The organism is Streptomyces sp. NBC_00557, from assembly GCF_036345995.1.
GTDB lineage: Bacteria > Actinomycetota > Actinomycetes > Streptomycetales > Streptomycetaceae > Streptomyces.
The window spans coordinates 271,516-296,359 of record NZ_CP107797.1 but is presented as its reverse complement, the minus strand read 5'-3'; the positions used below and the strand labels follow the sequence as shown (position 1 = coordinate 296,359).

General features: G+C 72.0%; 14 protein-coding genes. 4 read left to right on the top strand and 10 right to left on the bottom strand.

Annotation, left to right across the window (positions count from 1 at the left end; all coding sequences use genetic code 11):
- Positions 1–2: 2 nt before the first annotated feature.
- Genes OG956_RS39960 through OG956_RS39945 form a run of 4 tightly spaced genes read left to right on the top strand, consistent with a single transcriptional unit; the run spans position 3 to position 5,514 of the window.
- Complete coding sequence (locus OG956_RS39960) at positions 3–1,616, top strand: tryptophan halogenase family protein (protein ID WP_330343269.1); 1,614 nt, start codon at positions 3–5, stop codon at positions 1,614–1,616.
- Complete coding sequence (locus tag OG956_RS39955; protein ID WP_330343268.1) at positions 1,613–3,385, top strand: non-ribosomal peptide synthetase; 1,773 nt, start codon at positions 1,613–1,615, stop codon at positions 3,383–3,385. Before OG956_RS39960 ends, OG956_RS39955 begins: the two co-directional genes overlap by 4 nt.
- A 9-nt stretch (positions 3,386–3,394) precedes the next feature.
- On the top strand, positions 3,395–4,600 hold the full coding sequence (locus tag OG956_RS39950) for an amidohydrolase family protein (RefSeq protein ID WP_330343267.1): 1,206 nt from the start codon (positions 3,395–3,397) through the stop codon (positions 4,598–4,600).
- Positions 4,597–5,514 carry a TIGR03621 family F420-dependent LLM class oxidoreductase gene (locus OG956_RS39945; protein ID WP_330343266.1) on the top strand — a complete coding sequence of 306 codons (918 nt, stop codon included), beginning with the start codon at positions 4,597–4,599 and terminating at the stop codon, positions 5,512–5,514. Before OG956_RS39950 ends, OG956_RS39945 begins: the two co-directional genes overlap by 4 nt.
- Positions 5,515–5,879: 365 nt before the next feature.
- Here OG956_RS39945 and OG956_RS39940 read toward each other — a convergent pair whose 3' ends face one another.
- From OG956_RS39940 to OG956_RS39895, 10 genes are read right to left on the bottom strand one after another with little or no spacing between them, the layout of a single operon-like run.
- Complete coding sequence (locus tag OG956_RS39940) at positions 5,880–6,845, bottom strand: ribonucleotide-diphosphate reductase subunit beta (RefSeq protein WP_330343265.1); 966 nt, start codon at positions 6,843–6,845, stop codon at positions 5,880–5,882.
- The gene (locus OG956_RS39935; protein WP_330343264.1) at positions 6,842–8,527 is read right to left on the bottom strand and encodes an AMP-binding protein; all 1,686 of its coding nucleotides are present in this window, start codon (positions 8,525–8,527) and stop codon (positions 6,842–6,844) included. The genes OG956_RS39940 and OG956_RS39935 overlap by 4 nt, the downstream gene beginning before the upstream one ends.
- Before the next feature lie 2 nt (positions 8,528–8,529).
- Entirely contained in the window at positions 8,530–9,300 is a 771-nt protein-coding gene (locus OG956_RS39930; protein WP_330343263.1) for a hypothetical protein, read from the bottom strand.
- Positions 9,284–10,621 (bottom strand): condensation domain-containing protein, encoded by a 1,338-nt coding sequence (locus tag OG956_RS39925; RefSeq protein WP_330343262.1) that lies wholly within the window; start codon positions 10,619–10,621, stop codon positions 9,284–9,286. Before OG956_RS39925 ends, OG956_RS39930 begins: the two co-directional genes overlap by 17 nt.
- Positions 10,618–11,289: a tryptophan 2,3-dioxygenase family protein gene (locus tag OG956_RS39920; RefSeq protein WP_330343261.1), complete on the bottom strand. Its 672-nt coding sequence runs from the start codon at positions 11,287–11,289 to the stop codon at positions 10,618–10,620. The genes OG956_RS39925 and OG956_RS39920 overlap by 4 nt, the downstream gene beginning before the upstream one ends.
- The gene (locus tag OG956_RS39915; RefSeq protein WP_330343260.1) at positions 11,264–13,105 is read right to left on the bottom strand and encodes an ABC transporter ATP-binding protein; all 1,842 of its coding nucleotides are present in this window, start codon (positions 13,103–13,105) and stop codon (positions 11,264–11,266) included. Before OG956_RS39915 ends, OG956_RS39920 begins: the two co-directional genes overlap by 26 nt.
- Positions 13,106–13,107: 2 nt before the next feature.
- Positions 13,108–15,243, bottom strand: a complete 2,136-nt coding sequence (locus OG956_RS39910) for an ATP-binding cassette domain-containing protein (RefSeq protein ID WP_330343259.1) — start codon at positions 15,241–15,243, stop codon at positions 13,108–13,110.
- Entirely contained in the window at positions 15,240–15,590 is a 351-nt protein-coding gene (locus tag OG956_RS39905; RefSeq protein WP_330343258.1) for a hypothetical protein, read from the bottom strand. Before OG956_RS39905 ends, OG956_RS39910 begins: the two co-directional genes overlap by 4 nt.
- On the bottom strand, positions 15,587–16,891 hold the full coding sequence (locus OG956_RS39900; protein WP_330343257.1) for a cupin-like domain-containing protein: 1,305 nt from the start codon (positions 16,889–16,891) through the stop codon (positions 15,587–15,589). Before OG956_RS39900 ends, OG956_RS39905 begins: the two co-directional genes overlap by 4 nt.
- Before the next feature lie 32 nt (positions 16,892–16,923).
- Positions 16,924–24,840: an amino acid adenylation domain-containing protein gene (locus tag OG956_RS39895; RefSeq protein ID WP_330343256.1), complete on the bottom strand. Its 7,917-nt coding sequence runs from the start codon at positions 24,838–24,840 to the stop codon at positions 16,924–16,926.
- Between the last annotated feature and the right edge of the window lie 4 nt (positions 24,841–24,844).

The window sequence follows — 24,844 nt, the reverse complement described above, 5'->3', positions numbered from 1 at the left end:
GCATGCCCGAAACCGAGGCGATACGTTCCATAGGTGTGGTCGGCGGAGGGAGTGCCGGATATCTGGCGGCGCTGACCCTCCGGGCCCATCTCCCGGACACCGAGATCAGCCTGCTGGAGTCGTCGAGCATTCCGGTCATCGGAGTCGGCGAGGCGACCACCTCCGAATTCCCGCCCTTCCTCTACAAGGTGCTGGGATTCGACATCGAGGACTTCTACCGGAAGGTCCGGCCGACGTACAAACTCGGCATCCGCTTCAACTGGGGCGGCACGGACGAGGACCACTACTTCAACTACCCGTTCGACACGGGCACGGTCGCCGAGTCGCAGGAGTACGACGGGCACATCCGGCGCAGCACGCTCGAGTCCGTGCTCATGTCGGAGCACCGCCACCTCGTCGTCCGGTCCGGGTCGCAGCCGCCGTTCTCGCTGGAGGCGCTGTACCCGTTCGGCTACCACATCGACAACAAGCGGTTCCTCGCCTATCTGCGCGAGACGGCGCTGGCCAGGGACATCACCCACGTCGACTGCACCATCACTGACGTCGAGCAGGGCCCTGACGGCCTCGTCACGTCGGTCGTCGACACGGAGGGGCGGCGCCACCGTTTCGACTTCTTCATCGACTGCACCGGCTTCAAGTCGCTGCTCCTGGAGAAGACGATGGGCTCCCCGTTCCTGTCGTACGGCTCCAGTCTGCTGACCGACAGCGCCCTGTTCGGTACGGCCGCTCACGACGGGACCATCAAGCCGTACACCCGCGCGCAGACCATGGACAACGGCTGGGCCTGGACCATCCCCATGCGGGAGGAGGACCACCTGGGCTACGTCTACTCCTCCGCGTTCGTCTCGGACGAGGACGCCGAGGCGGAGTTCCGCCGCGTGTACCCCGGTCTCGGGCCGGTGCGCAAGGTGCGGTTCCGCTCCGGCCGGCACGACCAGTTCGTCAAGGGGAACGTAGCGGCCATCGGTAATTCCTACGGCTTTGTCGAACCCCTGGAATCAACCGGCCTGTTCGTCATCTGCCGCCAGTCGCTGCTGCTTTCCATGGCGCTGGCCGAGAGCGCGGGCCGGCTGACGCCGAAGACCACCGACGCGGTGAACGGAGCGATCGCGGACACCTGGGACTTCATTCGGGGGTTCCTGTCCATCCACTACCGCTTCAACACCCGCCGGGACACCGAGTTCTGGAGGGCCTGCCGCAGCCGTACCGACATCTCCGCTGTCGAGCATCTGGTGGCGCGTTTCGGCGAACTGGGCGCCCTCACCTATTCGACGTCCGACCTGAGTGTCGGCGGCACCGTCAATTTCGGCGCCTTCGGACATGACGTCCTGCTCTTCGGCCAGCAGGTCCCGCACGCGGCGACCGGCGCCCGCGAGACCCGGGAAGCCTACGAAAGGCGTGCCGCCGGCTATGACCAACTGGCCAAGGACGCGCTCCCTCAGACCGACGCCCTGCGTTTTCTGGAAGAGCATCCCGAAATCCTGCGCGAGCCCAGCGTCAGTGAATCCTCCTGGATGGCGAAGTTCATTGGCTCCGTGATCGACATCTGCGAGGAAGCCCTGCGCACCGGGCACTCCAAGGACACCACCATGGCGGAAAGGAATCAGCAGTCATGACCCTCCCCCAGGACGCCGCACCGGCCGGCCGTCTGCTGCACGAGCTGGTGGCGGCCCAGGCCGCGGCCACGCCCGACGCCGTCGCCGTGGAAGCGGGCGACGACCGCGTGACCTACGCGGAACTGGACACCCGCGCCGACCAGTTGGCCTGGGTGCTCCGCGAGCGGGGTGTCGGTCCCGATGCGGTGGTCGGTGTCTGCCTGCGGCGCGGCATCGAGCTCGTCGTGTCCTACCTCGCGGTGCTCAAGGCCGGGGGCGCGTACCTGGCCCTGGACCCCGCCGACCCCGGCGAGCGGCTGGCCTACACGATCGACAACGCCGGCGCCGGCCTGGTCCTCTCCGAGCCCGGCATCGCCGCCGACTGGCCGCAGGACGCCGCGGCCCGCGTCCTGGACGTGCGGGACGCGGAGAAGGAGGCCGCCGCCACGGTGCGGCAGGGCCCGCCGCCCGCCGAACTGACCGGTGAGCACTGCGCGTACGTCATCTACACCTCCGGCTCCACCGGTCGGCCCAAGGGCGTGCTCGTCCCGCACCAGGGCATCGTGAACCTGTCGCGCTGGAACGTCCGCACGCACCAGATCACCGGCGAGGACCGGTACGCGCTGCTCGCCCGGGTCGCCTTCGACGCCATCTGCTGGGAGACCTGGGGCGCACTGGCAGGGGGTGCGACGCTGGTCGCCGCGCCGGAGACGGTCAAGCAGGACCCCGACGCGACGCTCGCCTGGCTCGGCGAGCAGGGCATCACGGTGGCGTTCCTGCCGCCGCTGCTCGCCGAGCGCCTCTACGACAGCCCGTACGCCCAGCAGGTGAAACTGCGCGTCCTGCTGACCGGCTCCGACCGGCTGGCCCAACACCCGCCTGCGGGCGTCTCCTTCACCGTGTACAACCACTACGGGCCCACCGAGTACAGCGTGATCGGCGCCGCCGGTCCGGTCCCCGCGGGTGCCGAGGGCGCGCCCGTCCTCGGCACGCCGATCGACGGCACAGAGGTGTACGTCCTCGACGACAGGGGCGAGCGGGTGCCGGCCGGCGAGACCGGCGAGATCCACCTCAGCGGCGTCGGACTGGCCCGCGGCTATCTGAACCGCACTGCGCTGACCGCCGAGAAGTTCCTCCCGGACCCCTTCTCCGCCGTCCCGGGCGCCCGCATGTACGCCACCGGCGACCTCGGGCACTGGAACCCGGACGGCACCCTGTCGTTCGAGGGGCGTGCCGACCGCCAGGTGAAGATCCGCGGTTACCGCGTCGAGTGCGGCGAGGTCGAGACGCGGCTGCTGGCCCACCCGTTCGTCCGCGAGACGGCCGTGGTGGCCGCCCAGGACTCCAGCGGGGCCGCGCGGCTCGTCGCGTACATCGTGTCCGCGCCCGGGCACGAGCCCACCGAGGGAGAGCTCCGCGACCACCTCGGCGCCGCGCTGCCCGACTGGATGATCCCCTCGGTCTACCACCCGCTGACCAGCCTCCCGAAGAACGCCAACGGCAAGGTCGACCACGCCCAGCTGCCCGACCCGCACACCGAACGTCCTGACACGGGCACGGACTTCGTGGGTCCGCGCAATGCCAGGGAGGAGACCATCGCCCGGATCTGGGCGGAGGTGCTGAGCCTCGACACGGTCGGCGTGTACGACAACTTCTTCGACCTGGGCGGGCACTCGCTGCTGGCCACCGAGATCGTCGAGCAGATCGCGACCGAACTCGACGTCGATCTCGACGTGCGGGCCATCTTCGACTACCCGACGATCGCCGAACTCTCCACGAGCCTCACCTGAGGGAGCGCCATGACCCTGATCATCGATGTCGACAGCCACTTCCAGGAACCCCCGGACTGGCTGGTGGAGGCGGACGAGAAGCTGGCGGCGCGCATCGAACCGCGCTGGTACTTCCGGACGTCGACGCAGGACCTGTTCTCGTTCTTCTCGGACGCGGCGCCCGCCGACCGTCTCGCCGTGGACGCGGAGCGGCTCACCGCGTCCATCCAGCAGTCGCAGGGTTTCTTCGCCGGCTTCGCCACCCTCAAGGAGGCCGCCGCGGCGGCGAACGAGAGCCGGTTCCGCGGGATGGCGTATCCCTTCGGCGGCTATCTCCCCGCCGAGCGGCTCGCCTGGATGGACAAGAACGAGATCCAGGCGCAGATCATCAACCCCGCGTCGGCCCTGGTCACCGTCGACCGGGTGTCGGAGTACCTGGAGCCGGAGGACGTCCCGCGCGTCATCCGGGCCTACAACGACTGGGCGGCCGGTGTCGTCAGCGGGCACACCGACCGGCTGCTCACCACCACGCTGCTGTGGTGGGAGAACGTGGAGTGGTGCGTGGCGGAGCTGCGGCGCACCCGCGAACTGGGCGCACGGGCCTTCCTCATCCCGGGCCGCCCGCCCGCCGGGAAGTCGGTCGCGCACGAGGACTACGAGCCGATCTGGGCGGCCGCCGAGGAGCTCGGCATGCTCGGTGTGCTGCACTTCGGCTTTCTGGGCGGGCCCCAGGTGGCGCCGGGCTGGTACCAGACGGGCCGGGCGGAGTTGAAGGACGTCGGCTATGTGCTGGCCTCCATCTCGGCCGCGACCCCGCAGATGGTGTCGGCCGCGCTGATCGCGGCGGGCGTCTTCGAGCGCTACCCCAACTTCCACCTGACGCTTCAGGAGTACCAGGCCTCCGGGTGGGCGCCGGACTGGGTCCGGGCGTTGGACTACCTGCTGACGCTTCCGGTGCTGCGCAACATCACCGGCCGCTGGTCGCTGCCGCTGAAGCCGAGCGAGTACTTCAGACGGCAGGTCCTCGTGGTGGCGCAGCCCGGTGACCGGGTCCAGCGGGCCATCGAGGAGCTGGACGACTGCGTGGTCTTCTCCTCCGACTTCCCGCACCCGGAAGGGTCGTCGACGCCCACCGCCGACTTCCGCAAGCTGCTGGCGCGGGAGCCGGTGGACAAGGCGAAGGAGGAGCGGTTCTTCGGTGGGAGGATGCACGACATCCTGTCGAGGACGGCATGAAGTTCCGGTTCGGAATCCAGTTCATCGGGGCGAGAACACGGGACGAGTGGGTCGAGGCGGCCCGCCGGGCCGAAGGCCTCGGCTTCTCCACCCTCGTGCTGCCCGACCACTTCGGTGGCGGGCAGCTCGCCCCCATGCCCGCGCTCATGGCCGCGGCCGACGCCACGTCCACGCTGCGGCTGGGCACGCTCGTGCTGTGCAACGACTTCCGGCATCCGGTCATGCTGGCGCAGGAGGCGGCGACGCTGGACCTGCTCAGCGACGGGCGGCTGGAACTGGGCCTGGGCGCGGGCTGGATGCGCGAGGAGTACGAAGCCGTGGACCTGCCCTTCGACCCGGCCGGGACGCGGGTGGAGCGGCTGGAGGAGTCCGTGCGGATCCTGCGGAGCGTGCTGGACGACGGCCGGGTGGACTTCGCCGGGAAGCACTACCGGGTGACGGGGTTCGAGGGGGCGCCGGAGCCGGCGCAGGAGAAGGTGCCGCTGCTGGTGGGCGGTGGTTCGCCGCGGATCCTGCGGATGGCAGGCCGCCATGCCGACATCGTCGGCGTGCACCACAACCTGCGCGCAGGCGAGGCACAGGTGCACGACATCACGCTGGAGGAGACGGAACGGAAGCTGGCGTGGGTGCGCGAGGGCGCCGGTGACCGGTTCTCGGAGCTCGAACTCCAGGTCGGTGTGGGCATCTTCTGGGTCACCCCCCGACCGCACACCGTGCTGGACGGTCTGAGCCGGCGGCTGGGCATGCCGCCCGAGACACTGGCCACGCTGCCCAACGTGCTCGTCGGCAGCGTGTCCGAGATGTCGGACAAGATCCTCGGACTGCGCGAACGGTTCGGAATCAGCTACGTCGTGATCCAGGGCCGCGACATGGAAGCCGCGGCCCCGTTGGTCAGCATCCTGTCCGGCTGCTGACGGCCCGTCAACGCGGCCTGAATCACCGACGTGACGCGGGCCCGGAAACAGGGACCGTTCCGGCCGGCACCCCTCGCGGATGCCGGCCGGAACGGCTGTCGGGGTTACTCGCCCGCCGGGAGCGGCGCTCCGTCGACCGCGGGCCTCGCGGCACCGGTCCCGCCCGCACCCAACGCCGGCACCCCACTCGCCCGCCGACAAGGCGCGTGCCCAGAACCGCGACCGTCCCGGCCGACAGCCCTCGCCGATGCCGGGCCGGGACGGTCATCGGGATCACTCGCCCGCCGACAAGGCCCGCGCCCACAACCACGACCGCCCCCGCCGACAGTGTGCCGGCCGGGACGGTCGTTCGGGTTACTCGCGGATCACTCGCCGGCCGGGTGGGGGTCGCCGTGGCGGTGTTCGTATTCGGTCATGGCCGCCTTCATGGAGAGGTCCCAGGCCTGGCCGGCCTCGCCGGTGTGGGCCTGGAGGCCGATCAGTTCCATGCGGCGCAGGAGGGTGCGGCGGGCGCCCGCGTACCGGTGGGCGTGCTGTTTGCCGATCGTGGCGCGCAGGGGCGGCAGGGTGGTTCCGGGGAGCTTCCGTTCGGGAGCCACCAGGGCCATGGTGACCTGGGGGATCGCCTCCATCATCGTGGCCAGCACGGCGTCGCCGTGACCGGTGTGCACGCCCTCCCTGGCCGCGTACATCCCGAACGCCATGTGCCTCGACTCGTCCCGGATGACGTTGCGCAGACCGGTGTGGAGGACCGGGAGGCTGCCTCGTAGCTGGCGGACCATGGACAGCATGGCCCCGAGGACGGACATGGCCAGGACGCCCTCCGCCATGAGGTGGTAGTACGTCACCGCCTCGTACCAGGCGCGGGTGTCCTCGGGGTGGAAGCGGACGTGGTCGGTGCGGGCCTTCAGCTCCTCGTCGAAGATCGTCGACACCGCGTCGCCGGCGCTCGCCAGCGCGTCCGCGATGACCTCCTCGTGGCTGGGCCGGGACCGCCGCATCTCCTGCAGGTAGGTGGCGAAGAACCGGGTGTGCCGCGCCTCGTCGGCGATCTGGGTGCACAGGTACTGGTGGGCGTCCAGGCTGGGCGCGGCGTCGGCCAGCGGCGAGAGGGTGTTGCTGACGGCGGCCTCGCCCAGCACGAACCCCTCGATCATCGACTCCAGTTCACCGCGCGCGTAGGGCCGCATGGCGGCCCAGTCGGCGGCGTCGGAGGCGATGGGCAGCTCCGTCAGCCGCCACTGCCCCTGCTCCCACTTGCGGAACAGCTCCGCCGGGGAGATGACGCGCTCCTCGTCGGCCTCCATCTGTTCCAGTGCGTCGACGGTCACTGCTCCTCCTCGGCGGGGTCGTTGGCGGAGTCGTGCACGACGACTCCGTCGATCGTTCCGGTCATGAGCTGTTCGAACATGGCGCGCCGCTTCGGCTTTCCGCTGGAGGTACGGCGAAGGGCCCCGCGGTTCACGGCGGCGACGACCACGCGCAGGCCACGCGCCTGCCGCCGCAGTGCCCGGTAGACCTCCTCGCTCCACTCCCCGGGCCTCTTCACCACCAGGGCGGCCACGGTGTCCCGGCCGTCGAGGCTGCCGAGCACGACGGAGTAGCGGACCTTCCCCAGGGCCTCGAGTCCGCTCAGCGCGTTCTCGATGTCCTCGGCGAACAGCTGGACGCCGCGCACCTTGAGACTGTCCCCGAGCCGGCCGAGGACGTACAGCCGCTCTTTCCAGAAGAACCCGGCGTCCCCGGTGACGAACTCGCCGGGCCACGGCTCGTGTCCGCGGTAGCCGTCGGCGAGCGAGACGCCGCCCACGACGATCTCGCCGAGCACGCCGTCCGGCACGGGGTCTCCCGCCTCGTCCCGCACCTCGACCGTCACGCCCGGCAGCACGCGGCCGCTGGCCGGCAGGTCCAGGGCCTCGGCCGCCGGGACCTCGCCGGAGTCGACCACGACCTTCTCGCCGAGCCGCAGCCGGCCCCGGTCGACCAGGACCCGGTCGACGGGCGCGTCGAGGTCCTTGCCGGACACGGCCAGGACGGCCTCGGCGAGTCCGTAGGCGGGGACGAGGGCGCCGCTGGGCCAGCCGAACGGGGCCAGGCGCCTGGTGAACTCGTCCAGCACCGAACCGTCGATGGGTTCGGCGCCGACCACGTTGACCCGCACCTTGGAGAAGTCGCAGCCCGTCAGCTCCTCGTCGCGCACGCGGCGCAGCATGTGCTTGAGGGAGAACGGCGGTACGGCGGTGATCTGCACCCTGCCGCTGCCGAGCAGCCGCAGCCACCGGCTCGCACCGGTGATGAACTGGTCGGGCTGCATCACCCAGAGGTTGGACTGGGTCACCACGCTCGGCAGCACCATGCCCACGAGGCCCATGTCGTGGTGGATGGGCAGCCAGGTGCCGCAGGCGTTGCCGGAGTGGAAGCCCAGCCACCTGACGAGGATGCTGATCTGGGCGTGGAGGGCCTGCGGCGAGACGGCGACGCCCTTGGGGGTGGCGGAGGAGCCCGAGGTGAACTGCAGCAGCGCCGTGGGGGGCAGCGCCGCACGGTCCGCTGAAGGGGAGCCGGCCGGAGTGCCGGTGGTCTCCTCCAGGGCCAGCGGGTGATGGCCGAGGTCGCGCAGTCCCGGGCCGAGCTGGTCCAGCAGCTCGGGTTCGAGCACGACCACGCGGGGGGCGGCCACGTCGAGGATCGCGCCCACGTGCCGGCTGTACGCCGCGCGGTCCTGGAACAGGGCCGGAGGCACGGCGGGGGACGGTGTGGCCCCGGCGGCGAGCGCGCCGAAGAAGGCGGCGATGAACCCGGGGCCGTTGCGGTGGATGATCGAGACCACGTCGCCGGGCCGTACGCCGGCGGCGGTGAACGCGGCCGCCGCCGCCTTCGTGTGCTCGGCGAGGTCGGAATAGGGCGTGTACTGCCACTCCCCCGCCAGGTCCAGGATGTTGACGCCGCGGTCCGCGCGGGGCGCGTCCAGCCAGTCGAGCAGGCCGGGTACGGTCACGTCGTTGCCCTGCATGGTCAGCTCCCTTGGCTCTTGTTCGCTATCTCGGCTACCGCCCGCACGATGAGGACGACGTTGGCCAGGCCCAGCAGGAAGAGCAGCCGGGAACCGATCCAGCTGGTCACCGGGCCGCTCCAGCCCCTCACCACGCCCTGCAGCCGTCCCCGGGCGAAGGTGGCCAGCAGCGCGGCGGCCACCAGGAGCACGGTCGGCGGCAGCAGGCTCACGTGGAGGACGGCCGGCACGCACAGCACGACGGGGATCCACAACTGCCAGGCGGGCGCGGCCTGGAACCGCTCCGTCGCGATCGCGCGTTCGGTCCACAGGCTGAGCAGGTAACCGAACACGGCGGCCAGGAGGATGAACGACGGGACGGTCAGCCAGAGCGGCTTGACCGCGTAGTAGTCGACGCCGTCGGGGTGGATGAACAGCACCCCGCCGGCGGTGGCGCCGAAGAGGCACGTCTTCAGCGGACGGTTGCCGGTGTTCAGCCACGGGCGCACCAGGATGTACAGGGCGCCGACCTGCGCGCCCATGGCGATCCCGGTCTCCAGGAGCCCGAACGTCTTCAGGCTCCACTCGCCGATCGTCGATTTGGCGTCGGTCGTCTTGCCCATGGACGACTCGGGGGAGGTGAAGCGGAGCCCGAACATCACCAGGCGTCCGAGGACGCCGCCGACCAGCAGACCCGCCAAAGCGCCGACCGTGACACCGACGGAGAGTTTCCACAGGGCTGAGCCCGTGTCACGGTTCTCGGCGGTCCGGGCCGCCTCATTCGCCACTGTCATGGTGCGTGGAGCCTCTTTCGTTCGTCGACCGTCTGTTGAGCGGCGCGTCCGGGTCGGTCACGCCGTGGGAGAGGGCTTGTTCGAAACGCCGCGCGAGTTCGGCGACGGTCTCGGACGGCACGCGCGGGGAGTGGCCGATACCGAGCCGCCGGTGCCCGGGTGACTCGTGCATCGAGATGTGCAGGTCGGCGGTGAAGCCCGCGCCCTCCATGCCGTAGGGGATCCGGCGCAGCCGCCCGCCGGCCGGTGCCTCCTGCTCGTGAAAGGTCTGGTACACCACGTCGACCGCTGCCTCGCTGCGGCGCCGCAGCGACCGCAACTCGGGCCGGGCCAGCAGCCGGTGGTAGGGGACGTGGGCCAGTTCCAAGGACCGCAGCGTGGTCTCCCGGGCGGCGCGCAGCGCCCGGCGGAAGCTGTCCTCGGCGTCCAGGACGACGGGGACGGTGCTGATGAAGGGGCCCAGGGTGTCCATCAGCGGCCTGAGGCGCCGGGTGGAGACCTCGATGGCGATCAGCGCGGCGGACTGGCCCGACAGGCTCCGCAGGGCGATCGACAGGGCCGCGAGACCGGCCATGAAGGGACTGGCCCGTTCTTCGGTGAGCAGCGCGCGCAGGTTGTCGTCGGCGACCGAGTCGAGACCGAAGGAGGCGGCGAGCCCGGCCCCGGGGGCCCGCGAGCGCAGCCCGACGCCGGGCAGTTCGTTGGGCCGGGCGTCCTTCAGGGCGATGACGGACTCGTCGACGAGCGCGTCCAGCCGTGGGCCGTACGTGTCGTGCTGCCAGGCCGCGTAGTCGAGATAGCAGACGCGTTCGCCGTACTCGTCGCCCCTGCCGTCGAGCTCCAGCCCGATACGGCGCTCCAGTTCGTCGAGGGTGACGGCGTCGGCGACGGTGTGGTGCACGACCGTGGCGAAGGCGTGTCCGCCACCGGGCAGCGGCGCCAGGGCGCTGGCGAAGACCCGGCCGTCCTGCGGGTCGAGGGGCCGCCGGACGAACTCGCCCAGCAGCGCCAGCGGGTCGGGCCCGCTCAGCAGCTCGGGGCGGGCCTGCCCCGTGGCGTCGGCCTGCTCGACCCGCTGGACGAACCGGCCGTCCTCCCGTCCGATGCGGACGCGTAGCAGCGGGCTGCGCGCCACGACCCGGGCGACTGCGTCGCTCACCTCGGCGGCCGATGTCTCGGGACCGATCTCGTACAGGCGCGGCATGTTGAAGGTGCCGGTGCGACGCATCCGCGCCAGGAAGAGCATCCACTCCTGCTCGTGGGAGGCGGGGGCCAGGGTCCGGCCTGTGGCGTAGCTCATCAGGTCATGGGCCCGGGTCACTGGCTGGGCACCTCCTCGGCGAGGTGGAACTCCGGCCGGACGTCGATGAGTTCGGGGAACAGCCGCACGTCCAGCCGGCGGCGCAGATAGTCGGCCGACTCGCCGCCGGTGCCGTCGGCGGATCCGATCTGGCGGCGCACCAGCCGCAGGTGGAAGCCCATCCACTCGGAGTGCGCGTCGTCGAGGTCGACCAGCAGCTCGGCGACCTCGCGGACGCCCGTGTCCGGATTGCCGTAGACCTTCGCCAGTCCGCCGCGGCGCTCGGCGAGTTCGGCGAAGGCCCCCCACAGGGACGGGCCCGGGCCCCGGCAGGCCTGGACGAACTCGTGGTACTGCCGGGACTGGACCGCGGAGGCCGGGCCGAGGGCCGGCCGGAAGGCGGCGAACTCGGTGGGCAGCATGCCGCAGAGCGTGTTGAGCGTGCCGGAGAGCTGCGCGAGCACGTCGAGCCCGGTGCGCAGCCGGCGCGCGGTCTGCGCGGTGTCCTCCTCCAGCAGCAGCTGCCGGGCCCCGCGGGTCTCCCGCAGGAGGGCCGCCAGCCACAGCTCGGACACCTGGTGGACGGTCACGAACAGGTCCTCGCCCGGCAGTGCGGTGCGGGGTGAGTGGAGTGCGAGCAGCTCTCGGACCCGGATGTACTCCTCATAGGGGTTGGGGGGTGTGCTCACCACTGTCACCGCTCTCCTTCTGGTCCGCTGCTGGTGGTCCTTCGATCGCGTAGGCGTCGGCCTGCGCCCGGTAGAGGTCGGCGTACCGGCCGCCGGCCGCCATGAGCTCGTCGTGGGAACCCGACTCGACGATCCGGCCGCCCGCCATGACGACGATGCGGTCGGCGAAGCGCACCGAACCGAGGCGGTGGGTGATGACCACGACGACGCCCCGCCCGTCGGCGGTGACGGTGCGGGCGGCCTCGGCGTAGTGCCGGAACAGCCGGTACTCGGTCTCGGCGTCGAGCGAGGCGGTGGGCTCGTCGAGGACGAGCAGGCGGGGGGTCTCCCGCATCATGGAGCGGGCCACCGCCAGTTTCTGCCACTGGCCGGTCGACAGTTCGGTGCCGTCGCTGTGAGAGCGCCCGAGCCGGGTGCGCAGGCCGTCGCGCAGCGACTGTTCGAGCCCCTGCCCGTCGGCCCGGGCCAGGGCGCCGCGTACGGCGTCGGTGTCGTCGATGCGCGGCAGGTCACCGAGCCCGACGACGTGCCCGGCCTCGGTCTCGAACCGGACGAAGTCCTGGTAGGCCGCCGACACCCCGTCCCGCCAGGCATCGGGCCGGACGTCCGCGAGGTCGGTGCCGTGCCAGGTGATCGTGCCTCCGGTCGGGGCGTACAGCCGGCACAGGAGTTTGGCGAGGGTGGTCTTGCCGGCGCCGTTCTCGCCGACGACCGCTATGGTCCGGCCGCCCGGGACGTCCAGGTCGACACCCCGCAGGGCGGGGGTGTCGGCGCCGCGGTAGGTGAAGGTGACGCCCCGCAGGCAGAGCCCGCCGCCCGTGTCGCCGGGTTCCCGCCCGCCCTCCTCGGCGGCCGTGGTCAGGTCGGCGATCCGCAGGTAGCGGTCGGCGGTGGCCCGGGCGCGTACGAGTTGGGTCACCGCGTCGGTCGCCATGGTCACCTGCCCGGTGACCTGAGCGGCCAGCGTCGCGGTCAGCAGGACGTCGCCGACGCCTGCCTTCCCGGCCACGGCCGCCAGCACGGCGACGGCCACCGCGGCGACGTAGGCGGCCGCGAACAGGACGGTGGCGTCGGCCTGGGCGCGGAAGGACCGGTGGGCTCCGCGCTCCCGCTCGCGCTGGGCGGCCTCGGAGAGCTGACGGTGACGTGCCCGTACGGCCTCCTGCGCGCCGAGCACCGACAGCTCCTGCGCGTGCCCGGCGCCGCACATCACGGTGTACATCTCGCGCGCGAGGTTGTCGTCGGGCGTGGCACGTTCGAGGGAACGCTGCCGCCACCGGTCGCCGCGGCGGCTCGCCCACACCGGCACCAGGCCGAGGACGGGGAGCAGCAGCAGGGCCGGGTGCACGTCGGCGAGGACGACTACCGCGAAGGCCAGTTGCCCGAGCGCGCCCATGAGGGTCAGCAGGAAGATGATCACCTGGGCGAGCCGGTTGACGTCCCGTTCGACGAGGGCGAGTTCCTCGGCGACCTGGGGATCCTCGTGATGTGCGATGCTCCACGGCGCCATGCTCATCGCGGCGATGTTCATCTCCACCGCGTGCCTGACGCGTTCCTCCAGGACCGTGCGCAGCCCGAAGGTGTACCAGAGCAGGGCCAGCCAGCTCGCGACGGCGGCGGCGAGGACCATGCCCCAGGTCATGGCCGTACCATCGTCGCCGTTCACCACGGCGTCGGTGAGCCGGCCGATCAGCAGGGCGACCAGCACCGGGTGGGCCGAGATGGCGAGGGTCATGACCACGGCGCCGACCGCGCGCACCGGATCGGTGCGCAGCGCGAGGCGTGCCATGGCCGCCGTGCCCCGCCAGTTGTCCACGCTCAACGCACTCCCCCCTGCTCGGTGAACGGCGCGGCCTGGGCGAGGAACATCCGCCGGTACAGGCCGTCCTGGCGCATGAGGTCGTCGTGTGAGCCGGACTCGACGACCCGCCCGCGGTCCAGGACGACGATCCGGTCGACCCGGCGCACGGTGTTGAAGCGGTGCGAGACCACGATGCGGATCATTCCTTCGGTCTCGTCGAGGAGCCGGTCGAAGAACCCGGTCTCCGCGGACGGGTCGATGCTCGCGGTGGGTTCGTCCACCAGCAGGACGCGGGCCCCCTGGTGGAGGGTGAAGAACGCGCGGGCCAGGGCCAGGCGTTGCCACTCGCCGCCGGAGAAGTCGACGCCGCCCGGCAGCCGGGCGCCGAGGACGGTGTCGATGCCGTGGGGCAGCCGCGCCACCCGTTCCCCCAGGCCGACGCGTTCGAGGCAGTCCAGCACCGTTTTGCGGGTCTGCTCGTCGCCGGAGTCCGCGCGCAGTACGTGGACGTTCTCGGCGACGGTGAGCGGAAGGCGGGCGAAGTCCTGGAAGACCATGGCAAGGTGCCGCCGCCAGTCGGCCCTGCCCAGGTCGTGCAGTGCGACTCCGTCGGCCTCGATCCGGCCCGAGGCGGGATCCAGCAGCCCCGCGAGCAGCTTGAGCAGCGTGGTCTTGCCCGCGCCGTTCTCGCCGACCAGGGCGACGGATTCGCCGGCGGCGACGCTGAAGGACACGCCGTCGAGGACGGGCCTCGGGGCGCTGCGCGGCTTGGCGGAGGTCTTGTCGTGCGGTTTGTCGTGCGGCTCACCGTGTGACTCGTCGCGCGTCTCGCCGTGCAGGACAACGCCGCCCCCACCGCGTGTCTTGCCGGGCAGCTCGTCGCGGCTCTCGCCGCGCGTCTCACCGTCCGGCGCAACGCGTGTCTCGCCGCGCAACTCGCTGCGGCTCTCGCCGCGCGTCTCACCGTACGGCTCACCGCGGTCCTCGCCGTGTGCCTCGCCGCGCTCCGTCGCGGCGTTCGCCGCGGCGTCCGTGCCGTCGGTCGTGGCGTCGGCCGCGGGGTCGCCGTTGCTGTCGTACGCGAACGTCACGTCCCGCAGTTCCAGGCGCCGTACCGTCAGGTCCTTCGCCGTGCGGGCCGCCGCGCCACGAGAGGCGGCGGCCTTGCGCTCCTCCAGTCGGCGCACCGCGGACACGGGGGCCAGGGCGACGTCCAGTCCGAACGCCGCCGTACCGCCGGATACCGCGGAGGCACCGATGAGCGCCTGCAGGAAGACGGCGAACGCCCCGGTCTCCAGGCCGCCGTTCACCCCGTCGTCGACCAGCCGCCAGAAGACCAGGCCGTAGACCGCGACGAGGACGCAGGAGAGCAGCAGGATCTTGGCGTCGCTCGGCCGGCGCCGCCGCCAGGTGGGCCGGATGGCGGCCAGCCATTCCTGGTCCAGACGGGCCAGCACCCAGTCCCGGAGCCCGAAGACCCGGATCTCCTTGGCCGCCGCGCCCTGCACGGCGAGCTTGCGGAAGTACTCGGCGCGGCGCATGACGTGGGCCTGGCCGAAGAGGAGTTCCAGCCGCTTGCCGTTCTCGCGCCCCGCGACGATCCGTACCGCGAACCAGGCCAGCGCCACCGCGGCGCCAGCCCAGACGTGGAAGAACATCAGCAGCAGGAGCGGGCCGACGGCGCCGACCAGGGCGGAGGTGACCTCGGCGAGGCCCGCCACCGCGCGCTCCAGCGGCAGCCCGCCGGCCGCCCCCGACAGGATCGCCAGGTCGTCACGGGTCCGGTCGTCCTGGAGGTGGTCGAGGCCGTCGTCGATGGAGCAGGCACGCATGGCCCGCTCCCGCAGCGTGATCTCGATCCGCTGCCCCAGGATCTCACCGACCGCGAACCGGATCTTGCCGGCCACCTGGGTGACCAGGAAGACCGCACCGGCGGCGGCGACGAGGCCGGCGACCCGGCCGGCCCCGTCGTCGAAGCCGAGCCGTGCCGCCTCCGGCAGCCGGCCGACCGCGACGCCGACCAGCAGCATGAAGACGGCGGGTCCGACGCCGCCGATCACGATGGTGAGGAACAGCAGGGCCGTGCTCCCCCGGCCCGACTGCCAGGCCAGCCCGATCAGATCCCGTCGGTTGTGCCGATGGGTGCTCTTCACGTGACGTCCTGCTCCCCCGCCTGTGCGCCCTGCGGGGTGAGGCGGGCCAGCTCCTTGCGCACGCGCTCCTCGTCGAAGGTCGTGCCGCCGCGCTCGGCCAGGCCGGTGACGAGGGCTTCGAGGTCGGCCACGCTGTTGACGTCGGCCGTCTCCTCGCCGGGCAGCGGCGGCAGCTGGAAGATCTCCTCCAGGGCGAAGGCCAGTTCGGCCAGGGCCAGCGAGTCGTAGCCGAGGTCCTCCCGCAGCAGCAGCTCGGCGGTCGCCTGCGCCGGCCGGTCGGGGGCGAGCCGGAGCACGACCTCGCGGACGCTGGCGCGCAGTGCGTCGGTACCGATGGAAGGCATCATGCTCCTTGGGTGGTCATGGCCACCGCCGGGACGGCGCCGGACGGCGAGCGCAGGAAGGCGAGCAGGCGGGACGCCTCCTCGCGGTTGAGGTCGGAGAGCGAGGTCCGGCCGAACTTGTTGAACAGCACCTTGTCGAGCAGCGGGCCCGGGTATCCCTTGGCGGCGACGGCCTTGTCCAGCGAGGCCAGCTGCGCAGGCGTCGCCGGGGGCTCCGGCGTCGTGATGGCCTCCATCGAGGTGCGCACGCCGGGCCGGTAGAGGAAGTTGTTGTTGAGCCGCATCTGGTCGTAGTAGTCGGTCTCGTCGTCGAGCGAGAACAGGAACAGGGGCAGCTCGGGCGTCAGGCCCTGCCTGCCGTGCAGGTCGCGGAAGACCTGGCGCATCGCGCGGTACTTGTCGTGCCGCGAGTCGTAGTCCCGGTTGAACGCCTCGATGACCTCCTCGAGGACCTCGCGCTGCGCCGCGTCCGGCTCCGCCTCCGGCGCGATGCCCGCGAACGGCTCCGCCACCGCCTGCAGGTACTGGTCGGCGAGGAAGTTCTCCACCGACAGGAACTTGCTGTAGGGGTTGCGGCCGAAGCGCACGTTGAAGGAGGCGCCGAGGTCCAGGTAGTCGAGGTAGTGCCACAGCAGCGGGGGAATGTAGATCGCGTCGGTCGGATGGATGACCGCGTAGGCGCCGCCGGCGAGCTCGATGAAGTTCTGCCGCTCCTCCGGGTCCATCACCTGCAGGGAGATCGACCCGAAGTTCCCGAAGGGGTGCAGCCAGGGGGACGACGAGGGCGGGAACAGCGCCACGCCCTTGCTGCCGAAGACCTGGGCGAGCAGCACGTGCCGCTGGTCCATGTCGAAGTGCAGGTGGGCCCAGTTGTGCGGACCGGCGATGAAGGAGTGCAGGTACAGGCTGTGGTGCGGGGTCGTGGGCCGGCAGAACTCGGGCAGGGTGAAGCTCTGCAGGAGGTCGGTGGGCAGGTCCCACTCCGTGACCACCTTGCGGCTCTTCTCCTGGGAGCCGTATCCGTCCAGGTACTCGGCGAGCGTGCTGAGGACCGGATCGGGGGCCTTCTGCTGTGCCTCAGTCGCCTCCTTGCGGGTGTAGTCGATCTGGCGGGTGTACTCGTCCTGGACCAGGACCGGCATGGAGCCGAGCAGTCGGCGCGCCCCATCGAGCGTGGCCGCCTCCGCGATGGGCTGGTCGGCGTAGATCCCGCGGATGACGACGGGCCTGCGCGGCAGTACGTAGCGTTCCCAGAAGCCGTCGACGTCGGTTGCGGATATCTCGTCGATCTCGAATTTCGGCACGGTGTTCTTCCTTCCTGGGGCGCGGCGGCGTTTCAGGCCCCGGCCCTGACGCGCGCGTCGGCCGTGAACTCGGCGATGGTCCGGCGTTCCAGAACCATGCGTGGGTCGATGGGGAGTCCGAGCCGGGCGGTGAGCCGGCTGGAGATGGCGGCCGCCCGCTCCTCGTCACCGCCGAGGGCGTAGAAGTCGTCGTAGATTCCGACCGAGCCGCGGCCGAGGACCTCGGCCCAGACCTCGGCCACGGCCTCCTGCATCCGGTTGCGGGCCGTAGTGGCCCGGGGGGCGGCGGGAGTGGCGGGGAGGACGGCCAGGGTGCCGTCGTTGTTCCAGCGGCCGCGGTCGCCGGTGGCCAGCATCCGGGAGCCGGGAACGCCGGAGAACGGGTCGGGCACGAACGCCGCCGCGGTCCTCGACGCCCGGCCCGCGTAGCCGTGGGCGAGACCGGGGCCGGCGACGTACACCTGACCGGTGGTGCCGATCGGTACGGGCCTCAGTTCCTCGTCGAGCACGTGGACCCGCAGGTCGCCGACGAGCCTGCCGTTGACGCAGACCGGTCCGCTCTCGTCGGGCCGGTACTCGTCGGCCACGTCGAAGGGCGGGGCGGTGGCCCCGGGCTCCGGCCGGCCGCCCCGGGTGATCACCAGCCGCGGCGTCGTGTCCTGCGGGCGCGAGCCGTACGACAGGTCCCTGGCCGACGCCGGGTCCAGGACGGCCACCGTGACGTCGTGGCCGGCCGGCCAGGCGGCGCTGCCCTGTGCGGTGCGGGCCGTCTGGTCCGGGCCGATCACCACGGTGGCGCCGGCGGCGAGGGCGGCCCACAGCCGGGCGCCCGAGTCGGCTTGCGCCTCCTCCGGCAGCAGTCCCAGGCGGTCCTCGGGTGTCAGGGAGTGGGCGTCGATGCATCCGGCGATCCGGGCGGCGAGGGCGTGGTGCGACAGCGGCATCCGGGTGCCGCCGCGTGCCACGGCGACGAACGCGGTGCTCTCTGCGGACACGGTCACCTGGGGCCGCGTGCCGTCGGCGTGGGCCCGCAGGCCGAGCTGCGTCCACGGCGTGGCCCCGTCGGCGGGGGTTTCGGTGAGCAGAACGCCGGCGCCCGCCTCCCGCATGATCCGCTCGCGCCGCTGCGTGGAGGCGGCGGGGTCCAACGGCAGTACGGCGCCACCGGCCAGGAGTACCGCCAGCCCGCCGACGACGGAGTCGGCGGACGGCTCCGCGCAGACTCCGACCACCGTTTCCGGGCCAACGCCGTGGTCCACGAGCGCCGCGGCGAGACCGGAGGCCCGGTCGAGGAGTTCGCCGTACGTGAGGCTCTCCTCGCCCGCCACCAGGGCGAGCGCGCCGGGGGCGGAACGCGCCCGGTCGACGACGCGTTCCTGCACGAGCGGCGCGGGCGTGTCCGTGCCCCGGCGTCCGAACGCGTCGGTGAGCAGCTGCTGTTCCTCGTCGGTCAGCAGGTCGAGGCGGGACAGGCGCAGCGCGGGGTCGGCCGCGATCTGGCGGAGGATCAGCAGGTACCGGTCCCAGAGGCGGCGCATCGTGACCGCGTCGAAGAGGTCGGCGGAGTAGACGACCAGCCCGTGCCAGTCGCCGCCGTCCTCCTCGATGAGGTGGAGCTCCAGGTCGGCGCGGGTGGTGACCAGGTCCAGGTGGAAGGGGTCGACGTCGAGGCCGTCCAGGCCGAGCCGGGCGGCGGCGGCCGAGCCGGAGTCGGTCGGCTGGACCACCTGGAAGAGCACTTGGACCAGCGGGTTGCGGCTCAGGTCACGCACCGGGGCCAGTTCCTCGACCAGTTTCTCGAAGGGCAGTTCCTGGTGGTTGAGGGCGTCGTGCACGCCCTCGCGCACCCGGGCCAGCAGTTCGAGGTACGTCGGATCGCCGTCGCAGTCGGTGCGCAGCACCAGCCAGTTGGCGAAGAAGCCGATCAGGTGCTCCAGTTCGCGGTACGACCGTCCGGCCACCGGTACGCCCACGGCCACGTCCGAGGCTCCGGACCAGCGGCTGAGCAGTGCGTCGAAAGCCGCGAGGAACACCATGAACAGGGTGGCCGAGCCGCGCTTGGCGACGCCCTCCAGGGAAGCGATCAGGTCGGCCGGCACGGTGAAGTCGAGCCGGTGGCCGACGTAGTTGAGCGTGGGGGGCCGCGGTCGGTCGGTGGGCAGCTCCAGCGGCTCCAGACCGGCGAGCCGCTTCGTCCAGTAGGACGTCAGCTCCTCCAGCACGGGACCGCGCAGCCTGCGGCGCTGCCACTCGGCGACGTCGGCGAACTGGACGTCCAGGGTCCTGGGTGCGCCACCGGCGTACAGAGTCTCGAGTTCGTCGGTCAGCACCGACAGGGACCAGCCGTCGGCGGCGATGTGGTGCGAGGCGATGACGAGCACGTGGTCGTCGGCGCCGACCCGGTACAGGCGGGCGCGCAGGAGCTGGTCGGCGGTGAGGTCGAACAGGTCCCGGCCGAAGCGCTCGCCGAGCACCCGGGCCTCGTCGGCGTCGGCCACGTCGACCACCTGGACGTCGACCGGGGCAGCGGGGCGCACCAGCTGGCGCGGCACTCCGCCGACGCGGCCGAACGTGGTGCGCAGGACGGTGTGCCGTTCGGCGACGGTGGTCAGCGCCCGGGACAGGCGTGCCACGTCCACGGGGCCGCGCAGCCGGAAGCCGAGGGCGACGTTGTAGAAGGGCTGGTCGGGCGCGAGTTCGCCGAGGAACCACAGCCGTTCCTGGCCGAAGGACATCGGCAGGTCGGTGCGCCCGACGAGGTCGCCGTGGAACACCCGTGCCGGGCCGGCGCCCTCCACCCGGCCGCCGGCCGCCTCGACGCGGTCGGACAGCTCCTCGAGCGTCGGGCTCTCCAGCAGCGCCGACAACTCCAACTCGACCCCGAACTCATCCCGCAGCCGCGACACCACCTGCGCCGCCAGCAACGAATGCCCGCCCAGATCAAAGAAGTTGTCCTGCGCCCCCACCGACTCCACACCCAAAACCTCGGCCCAGATGCCGGCCACCACCGCCCGCACCGACCCGGCCGGAACAACCTCCACCCGGCCGCCGGCAGCCTCGACGCGGTCGGACAGCTCCTCGAGCGTCGGGCTCTCCAGCAACGCCGACAACTCCAACTCGACCCCGAACTCATCCCGCAGCCGCGACACCACCTGCGCCGCCAGCAACGAATGCCCGCCCAGATCAAAGAAGTTGTCCTGCGCCCCCACCGACTCCACACCCAAAACCTCGGCCCAGATGCCGGCCACCACCGCCCGCACCCCCGACCCGACGGGAGCCGGGGTTTCGGCGGACGGCGCCGCGGGCCTGGGCAGGGCGCGCCGGTCGGCCTTGCCGCTGGTGGTCTTCGGCAGCTCCGTCAGGGTGACGAACGCGGACGGGACCATGTAGTGCGGCAGCCGGTCGCGGACGTGGGTACGCAGTTCCTGCTCGGCGACGCTCGCTCCGGCGGGGACCACGTAGGCGACCAGGCGCCGGTCGCCCGGGGTGTCCTCCCGGGCGATCACCGCGGTCTCACGGATCCCGGGGTGCCGCAGCAACTGGGCCTCGATCTCGCCGAGTTCCACGCGGAAGCCGCGGATCTTCACCTGGTCGTCGGCACGCCCCAGGAACTCCACCGAACCGCTGGCGGTCCACCGGCCGAAGTCACCCGTGCGGTAGAGGCGAGCGCCGGGCCGGCCGTCGAACGGGTCGGGCACGAACCGTTCCGCCGTCAGCGCGGGCTGCCCGGCGTACCCGCGGGCCACGCCGATGCCGCCGACGCAGATCTCGCCCCGGGCTCCGACGGGGACCGGCTGGAGCCGGTCGTCGAGGAGGTAGACCCGGGTGTTGTCGACGGGGCCGCCGACCGGCAGCGCTCCGTCGTCGTCCCCGAGTGCCGCGGGGAGGTACGTGGCCTGCGTCGAGATGACCGACAGCTCGGTCAGTCCGTAGACGTGGTGGACGGTGTCTATCCGGCCCGTCCAGCGGCGCAGGGTCTGCGCCGGCAGCTGTTCGCCGCCGATGACCAGGGTGCGCAGCCGCACGCCGGAGTCCGGGTCGAGGCCGGACCACAGGGCGGGCACGGTCTGGATGATCTCGATGCCGGACTTCCTGATGAACCGTTCCAGGCCGGGCCCCGAGGTGTCGTCGGCGGTCGCCAGGTGCAGCTCGGCACCGCTGACGAGGGCGACGTAGACGTCGAGCACCGACACGTCGAAGACGGGCGAGACCGCCTGGCCGACCTTGGTGCCGCTCTCGACGCCCCAGGTGCGTGCCGAGGACAGCGCGATGTTGACGATGCCGCGGTGCGGCACCATGACGCCCTTGGGCCGGCCCGTGGAGCCGGAGGTGAAGATGACGTACGCGCAGTGGTCGGGGCCGACCGCGACGGGCGGCGGTCCCGGGCGCTCCTGCCCCGAGGTGTGCACGTCGACGACCCGGCACCCGGTCGGCGCCGCCCAGTCCTGGGCGACGTCCGGCGCGGAGACGACCAGCGAGGCGCCCGCCGTACCGATCATGTAGGCGAGGCGGTCGGCGGGGTCGCCCGGGGACAGCGGGAGGAAGGCGCCGCCGGCCTTGAGGACGGCGAGCTGGGCGACGACCGAGTCGATGCCGCGGTCGAGGCACACGCCCACCACGGAGTCGGGCCGCAGCCCGTGATCGTACAGCGTCCAGGCCAGCCGGTCGGCGCGGGCGTCGAGCTCCGCGTAGCTGATCGAGGTGTCCCCGCGGACGACGGCCACGCGGTCCGGCGTACGCCGGGCCTGTGCGGCGACGAGCTCGTGCAGGGGGAGGTCGGGGACCGGGCGCTCGGTCCGGTTGAACCCGGAGACGACGTCGTGCCGCTCCTCCTCGGAGAGCAGGTCCAGCCGGGACAGCGGCAGGTGCGGTGCGGCCGCGAACTGCCGGAGCACCCGGACGTACCGCGCCCACAGCCGGCGCATGGTCGGCTCGTCGAACAGCTCGGTGGAGTACACGAGTTGCCCCGACCAGGTGCCGGAGGCGTCCTGCGCCACCTGCATCTCCAGGTCGAGCCGGGTGGTCAGGACGTCCACCTCGAACGACTCGGCCTCGATGCCGGGCAGGTCGAGTCCGCCCGCCCCGGCCTCGCGGGCGCCCGCGACGTGGAAGAGGACCTGGACGAGCGGGTTGCGGCTCAGGTCCCGTACCGGGGCCAGGTCCTCGACGAGCTTCTCGAACGGCAGCTCCTGGTGGTCGAAGGCCGCGTGGGCGTCGCCCCGCACGCGCTCCAGCAGCTCCGCGAGCGTGGGGTCGCCGGCGCAGGAGGTGCGCAGCACCACGGTGTTGACGAGGAAGCCCATCAGGGACTCCAGCCTGCGGTGCGACCGGCCCGCCACCGGGACTCCGACGGCGATGTCCGGCTGCCCCGACCAGTGGCTGAGCAGCGCGTCGAAGGCGGCGAGCAGCACCATGAAGAGCGTGGCCGACGCACGCTTGGCCACGGTCTCCAGCTCCTCGACGAGGTCGTCGGGCAGCTGGAACGTCAGCCGGTTCCCCGCGTAGCTGAGCGCCGCGGGACGCGGGTGGTCCGTGGGCACCTCCAGCGGGACGAGCCCGGCCAGGCGCTCCTTCCAGTAGGCGCGCTGCCCGTCCAGCGCCCCGCTCTCCAGCCGCTCCCGTTGCCAGCGCGCGTAGTCGGCGAACTGCAGGTCGAGCGGGGCGAGTTCGGCTCCCGCGTAAAGGGCGGAGAGCTCCTCGCACAGCAGGGACATCGACCAGCCGTCGGCGAGGATGTGGTGCACCACGAACAGCAGGACGTGCTCACCGCCGGCCAGCCTCAGCAGCCCGTAGCGGACCGGCGGTCCCGCCTCCAGGTCGAAGGGGCGCAACAGCCAGGTGCGGGTGGTTTCGCGGGCCGCGTCGAGGTCGGGGACGTCGACGGTCTCCAGGGAAACGGGAGCGGCCGGTTGTACGACCTGACGGGGTACGCCGTCGACGCGGCCGAACGACGTGCGCAGTACGGCGTGCCGCTCGGCCAGGGTGTCCAGCGCCCCGGTGAGCCGCGGCAGATCGAGTTGTCCGCGCAGGCGGAAGGCGAGCGCCACGTTGTAGAAGGGCTGTCCGGCGGCGAGTTCGCTCAGGTACCACAGCCGTTCCTGGTCGAACGAGAGCGGCAGCTCCCGCTCGTGCGCGAGATCACCGTCGTAGAACCGGACGGGCCCGTCCGTCTCGCCCGGCCCGGATCCGTCCGTGCCGTCCGCACGGGCGGACTCCACCCGTGCGGCGAGCCGGTCCACGTCCGGCCCGTCGAGCAGCGCGGAGATCTGCAGGTCGACACCGAACGCCTCCCGTACCCGGGCCATGACCTGGGCGGCCAGCAGCGAGTGACCGCCCAGGTCGTAGAAGTCGTCGTCGAGACCGACTTGTTCGACGCCGAGGACCTCCGCCCAGATGGCGGCGATGGTCTCCTGCACGGGTGTCCGGGCGGCGACGGGGGCGACGGCGTCTTCGGCCCGGGAGCCGCTCGGCCGGGGCAGCGCCTGCCGGTCCACCTTGCCGCTGGCCGTCTTCGGCAGTTCGGGGAGGACCACCACCGCGGAGGGCACCATGTAGTCGGGCAGCCGGTCCCGCAGGTCGGACCTGAGCCGCGCCTGAGGGAGGGCGCCGTCGGCGGCGACGACGTAGGCGACCAGCCGTTTGTCGCCGGGCGTGTCCTCGCGCGCCGTGACCGCGGCCTCCCGGACGTCCGGGTGGGCCAGGACGTGCGCCTCGACCTCTCCCAGTTCGACGCGGAAACCCCGGATCTTCACCTGGTCGTCCACGCGGCCGAGGAAGGTGACGGTGCCGTCCTCGGAGCGGCTGCCGTAGTCCCCGGTGCGGTAGAGCCGGGCGCCGGGTTCGCCGGAGAAGGGGTCCGGCACGAAGCGGTCCGCCGTCTGGGCCGGGCGGCCGACGTATCCCCGGGCGACGCCCGCTCCGCCGACGTAGATCTCGCCTCGCCGACCCGCTGCGACCGGTCGCATGTCCGCGTCGAGCACGTGGACGGTGGTACCGGGGAGGGCGACGCCGATCGACGGGTAGTCGCGGACCGGCGGCGACACCTCGCCGCTGGTGCAGATGACCGTGGCCTCGGTGGGGCCGTAGGCGCTGACGAAGACGCGGCCCCTCGCCCAGTGGTCGGCGACCTCCGGTGGCACGGCCTCACCGCCGGAGATCAGCTGCCGCAGCCGCGGGAGTTCGGCCCGCGGCATGGACTGCAGCGCGGCGGAGAGCACGGCGGCCGTGGTGACCTCGTACTTCTCCAGTACGTGCAACAGGTCGCCGCCGGAGCCGACGGTGTCCGGCGGCAGCAGGACCAGGGTGCCGCCGTTGCACAGGGCGAGGCAGAAGTCGAAGACGCTGGCGTCGAACCGCACCGGGGCCAGCTGGAGCACACGCTCCCCCGGACCGTGCCGGTACAGCGTGCGCTGCGCCCGGGCGAGGTTGACGACCGCGCGGTGCGGGACGACGACGCCCTTGGGGGTGCCGGTGGATCCGGACGTGTAGATCACGTAGATGGCGTTGTCGGCGTCGCCGCGGGTGTCGAGGGGTGACGCGGAGTACCGCGCGACCTCGTCCGCGGTGTCGTCGACGTCGACCACCGTCCACGGACCGTCGGGCCAGGGGGAGGTGATGCCGGATCGGCTCAGGACCAGGGGGGCGCCGGCGTCCGCGAGCATGAAGGCCACGCGGTCCGGTGGATCCGCCGGGTCCAGCGGCAGGTAGGCACCGCCCGCCTTCATGACGGCGAGCAGAGCCACCACCTGGTCGATCCCCCGCTCCAGGCACAGCCCGACCACCGTTTCCGGTCCGGCTCCCCGCTCGCGCAGGAATCGGGCCAGTCGACTGGCGCGCCCGTCGAGTTCGCCATAGCTGATCTGTTCCGTTCCGCAGACCACGGCAACCGATTCGGGAGAAATCCGCGCCTGGTCGGAAACCAACTCGTGGAGCAGAGACCGATCCGGCATTTCC

Excerpts from the sequence above, each read along its gene's own strand:
- OG956_RS39960 (WP_330343269.1), top strand. The coding sequence starts at position 3 with ATGCCCGAAACCGAGGCGATACGTTCCATAGGTGTGGTCGGCGGAGGG.
- OG956_RS39955 (WP_330343268.1), top strand. The coding sequence starts at position 1,613 with ATGACCCTCCCCCAGGACGCCGCACCGGCCGGCCGTCTGCTGCACGAG.
- OG956_RS39950 (WP_330343267.1), top strand. The coding sequence starts at position 3,395 with ATGACCCTGATCATCGATGTCGACAGCCACTTCCAGGAACCCCCGGAC.
- OG956_RS39945 (WP_330343266.1), top strand. The coding sequence starts at position 4,597 with ATGAAGTTCCGGTTCGGAATCCAGTTCATCGGGGCGAGAACACGGGAC.
- OG956_RS39935 (WP_330343264.1), bottom strand. The coding sequence starts at position 8,527 with ATGCAGGGCAACGACGTGACCGTACCCGGCCTGCTCGACTGGCTGGAC.
- OG956_RS39930 (WP_330343263.1), bottom strand. The coding sequence starts at position 9,300 with ATGACAGTGGCGAATGAGGCGGCCCGGACCGCCGAGAACCGTGACACG.
- OG956_RS39905 (WP_330343258.1), bottom strand. The coding sequence starts at position 15,590 with ATGATGCCTTCCATCGGTACCGACGCACTGCGCGCCAGCGTCCGCGAG.
- OG956_RS39895 (WP_330343256.1), bottom strand. The coding sequence starts at position 24,840 with ATGCCGGATCGGTCTCTGCTCCACGAGTTGGTTTCCGACCAGGCGCGG.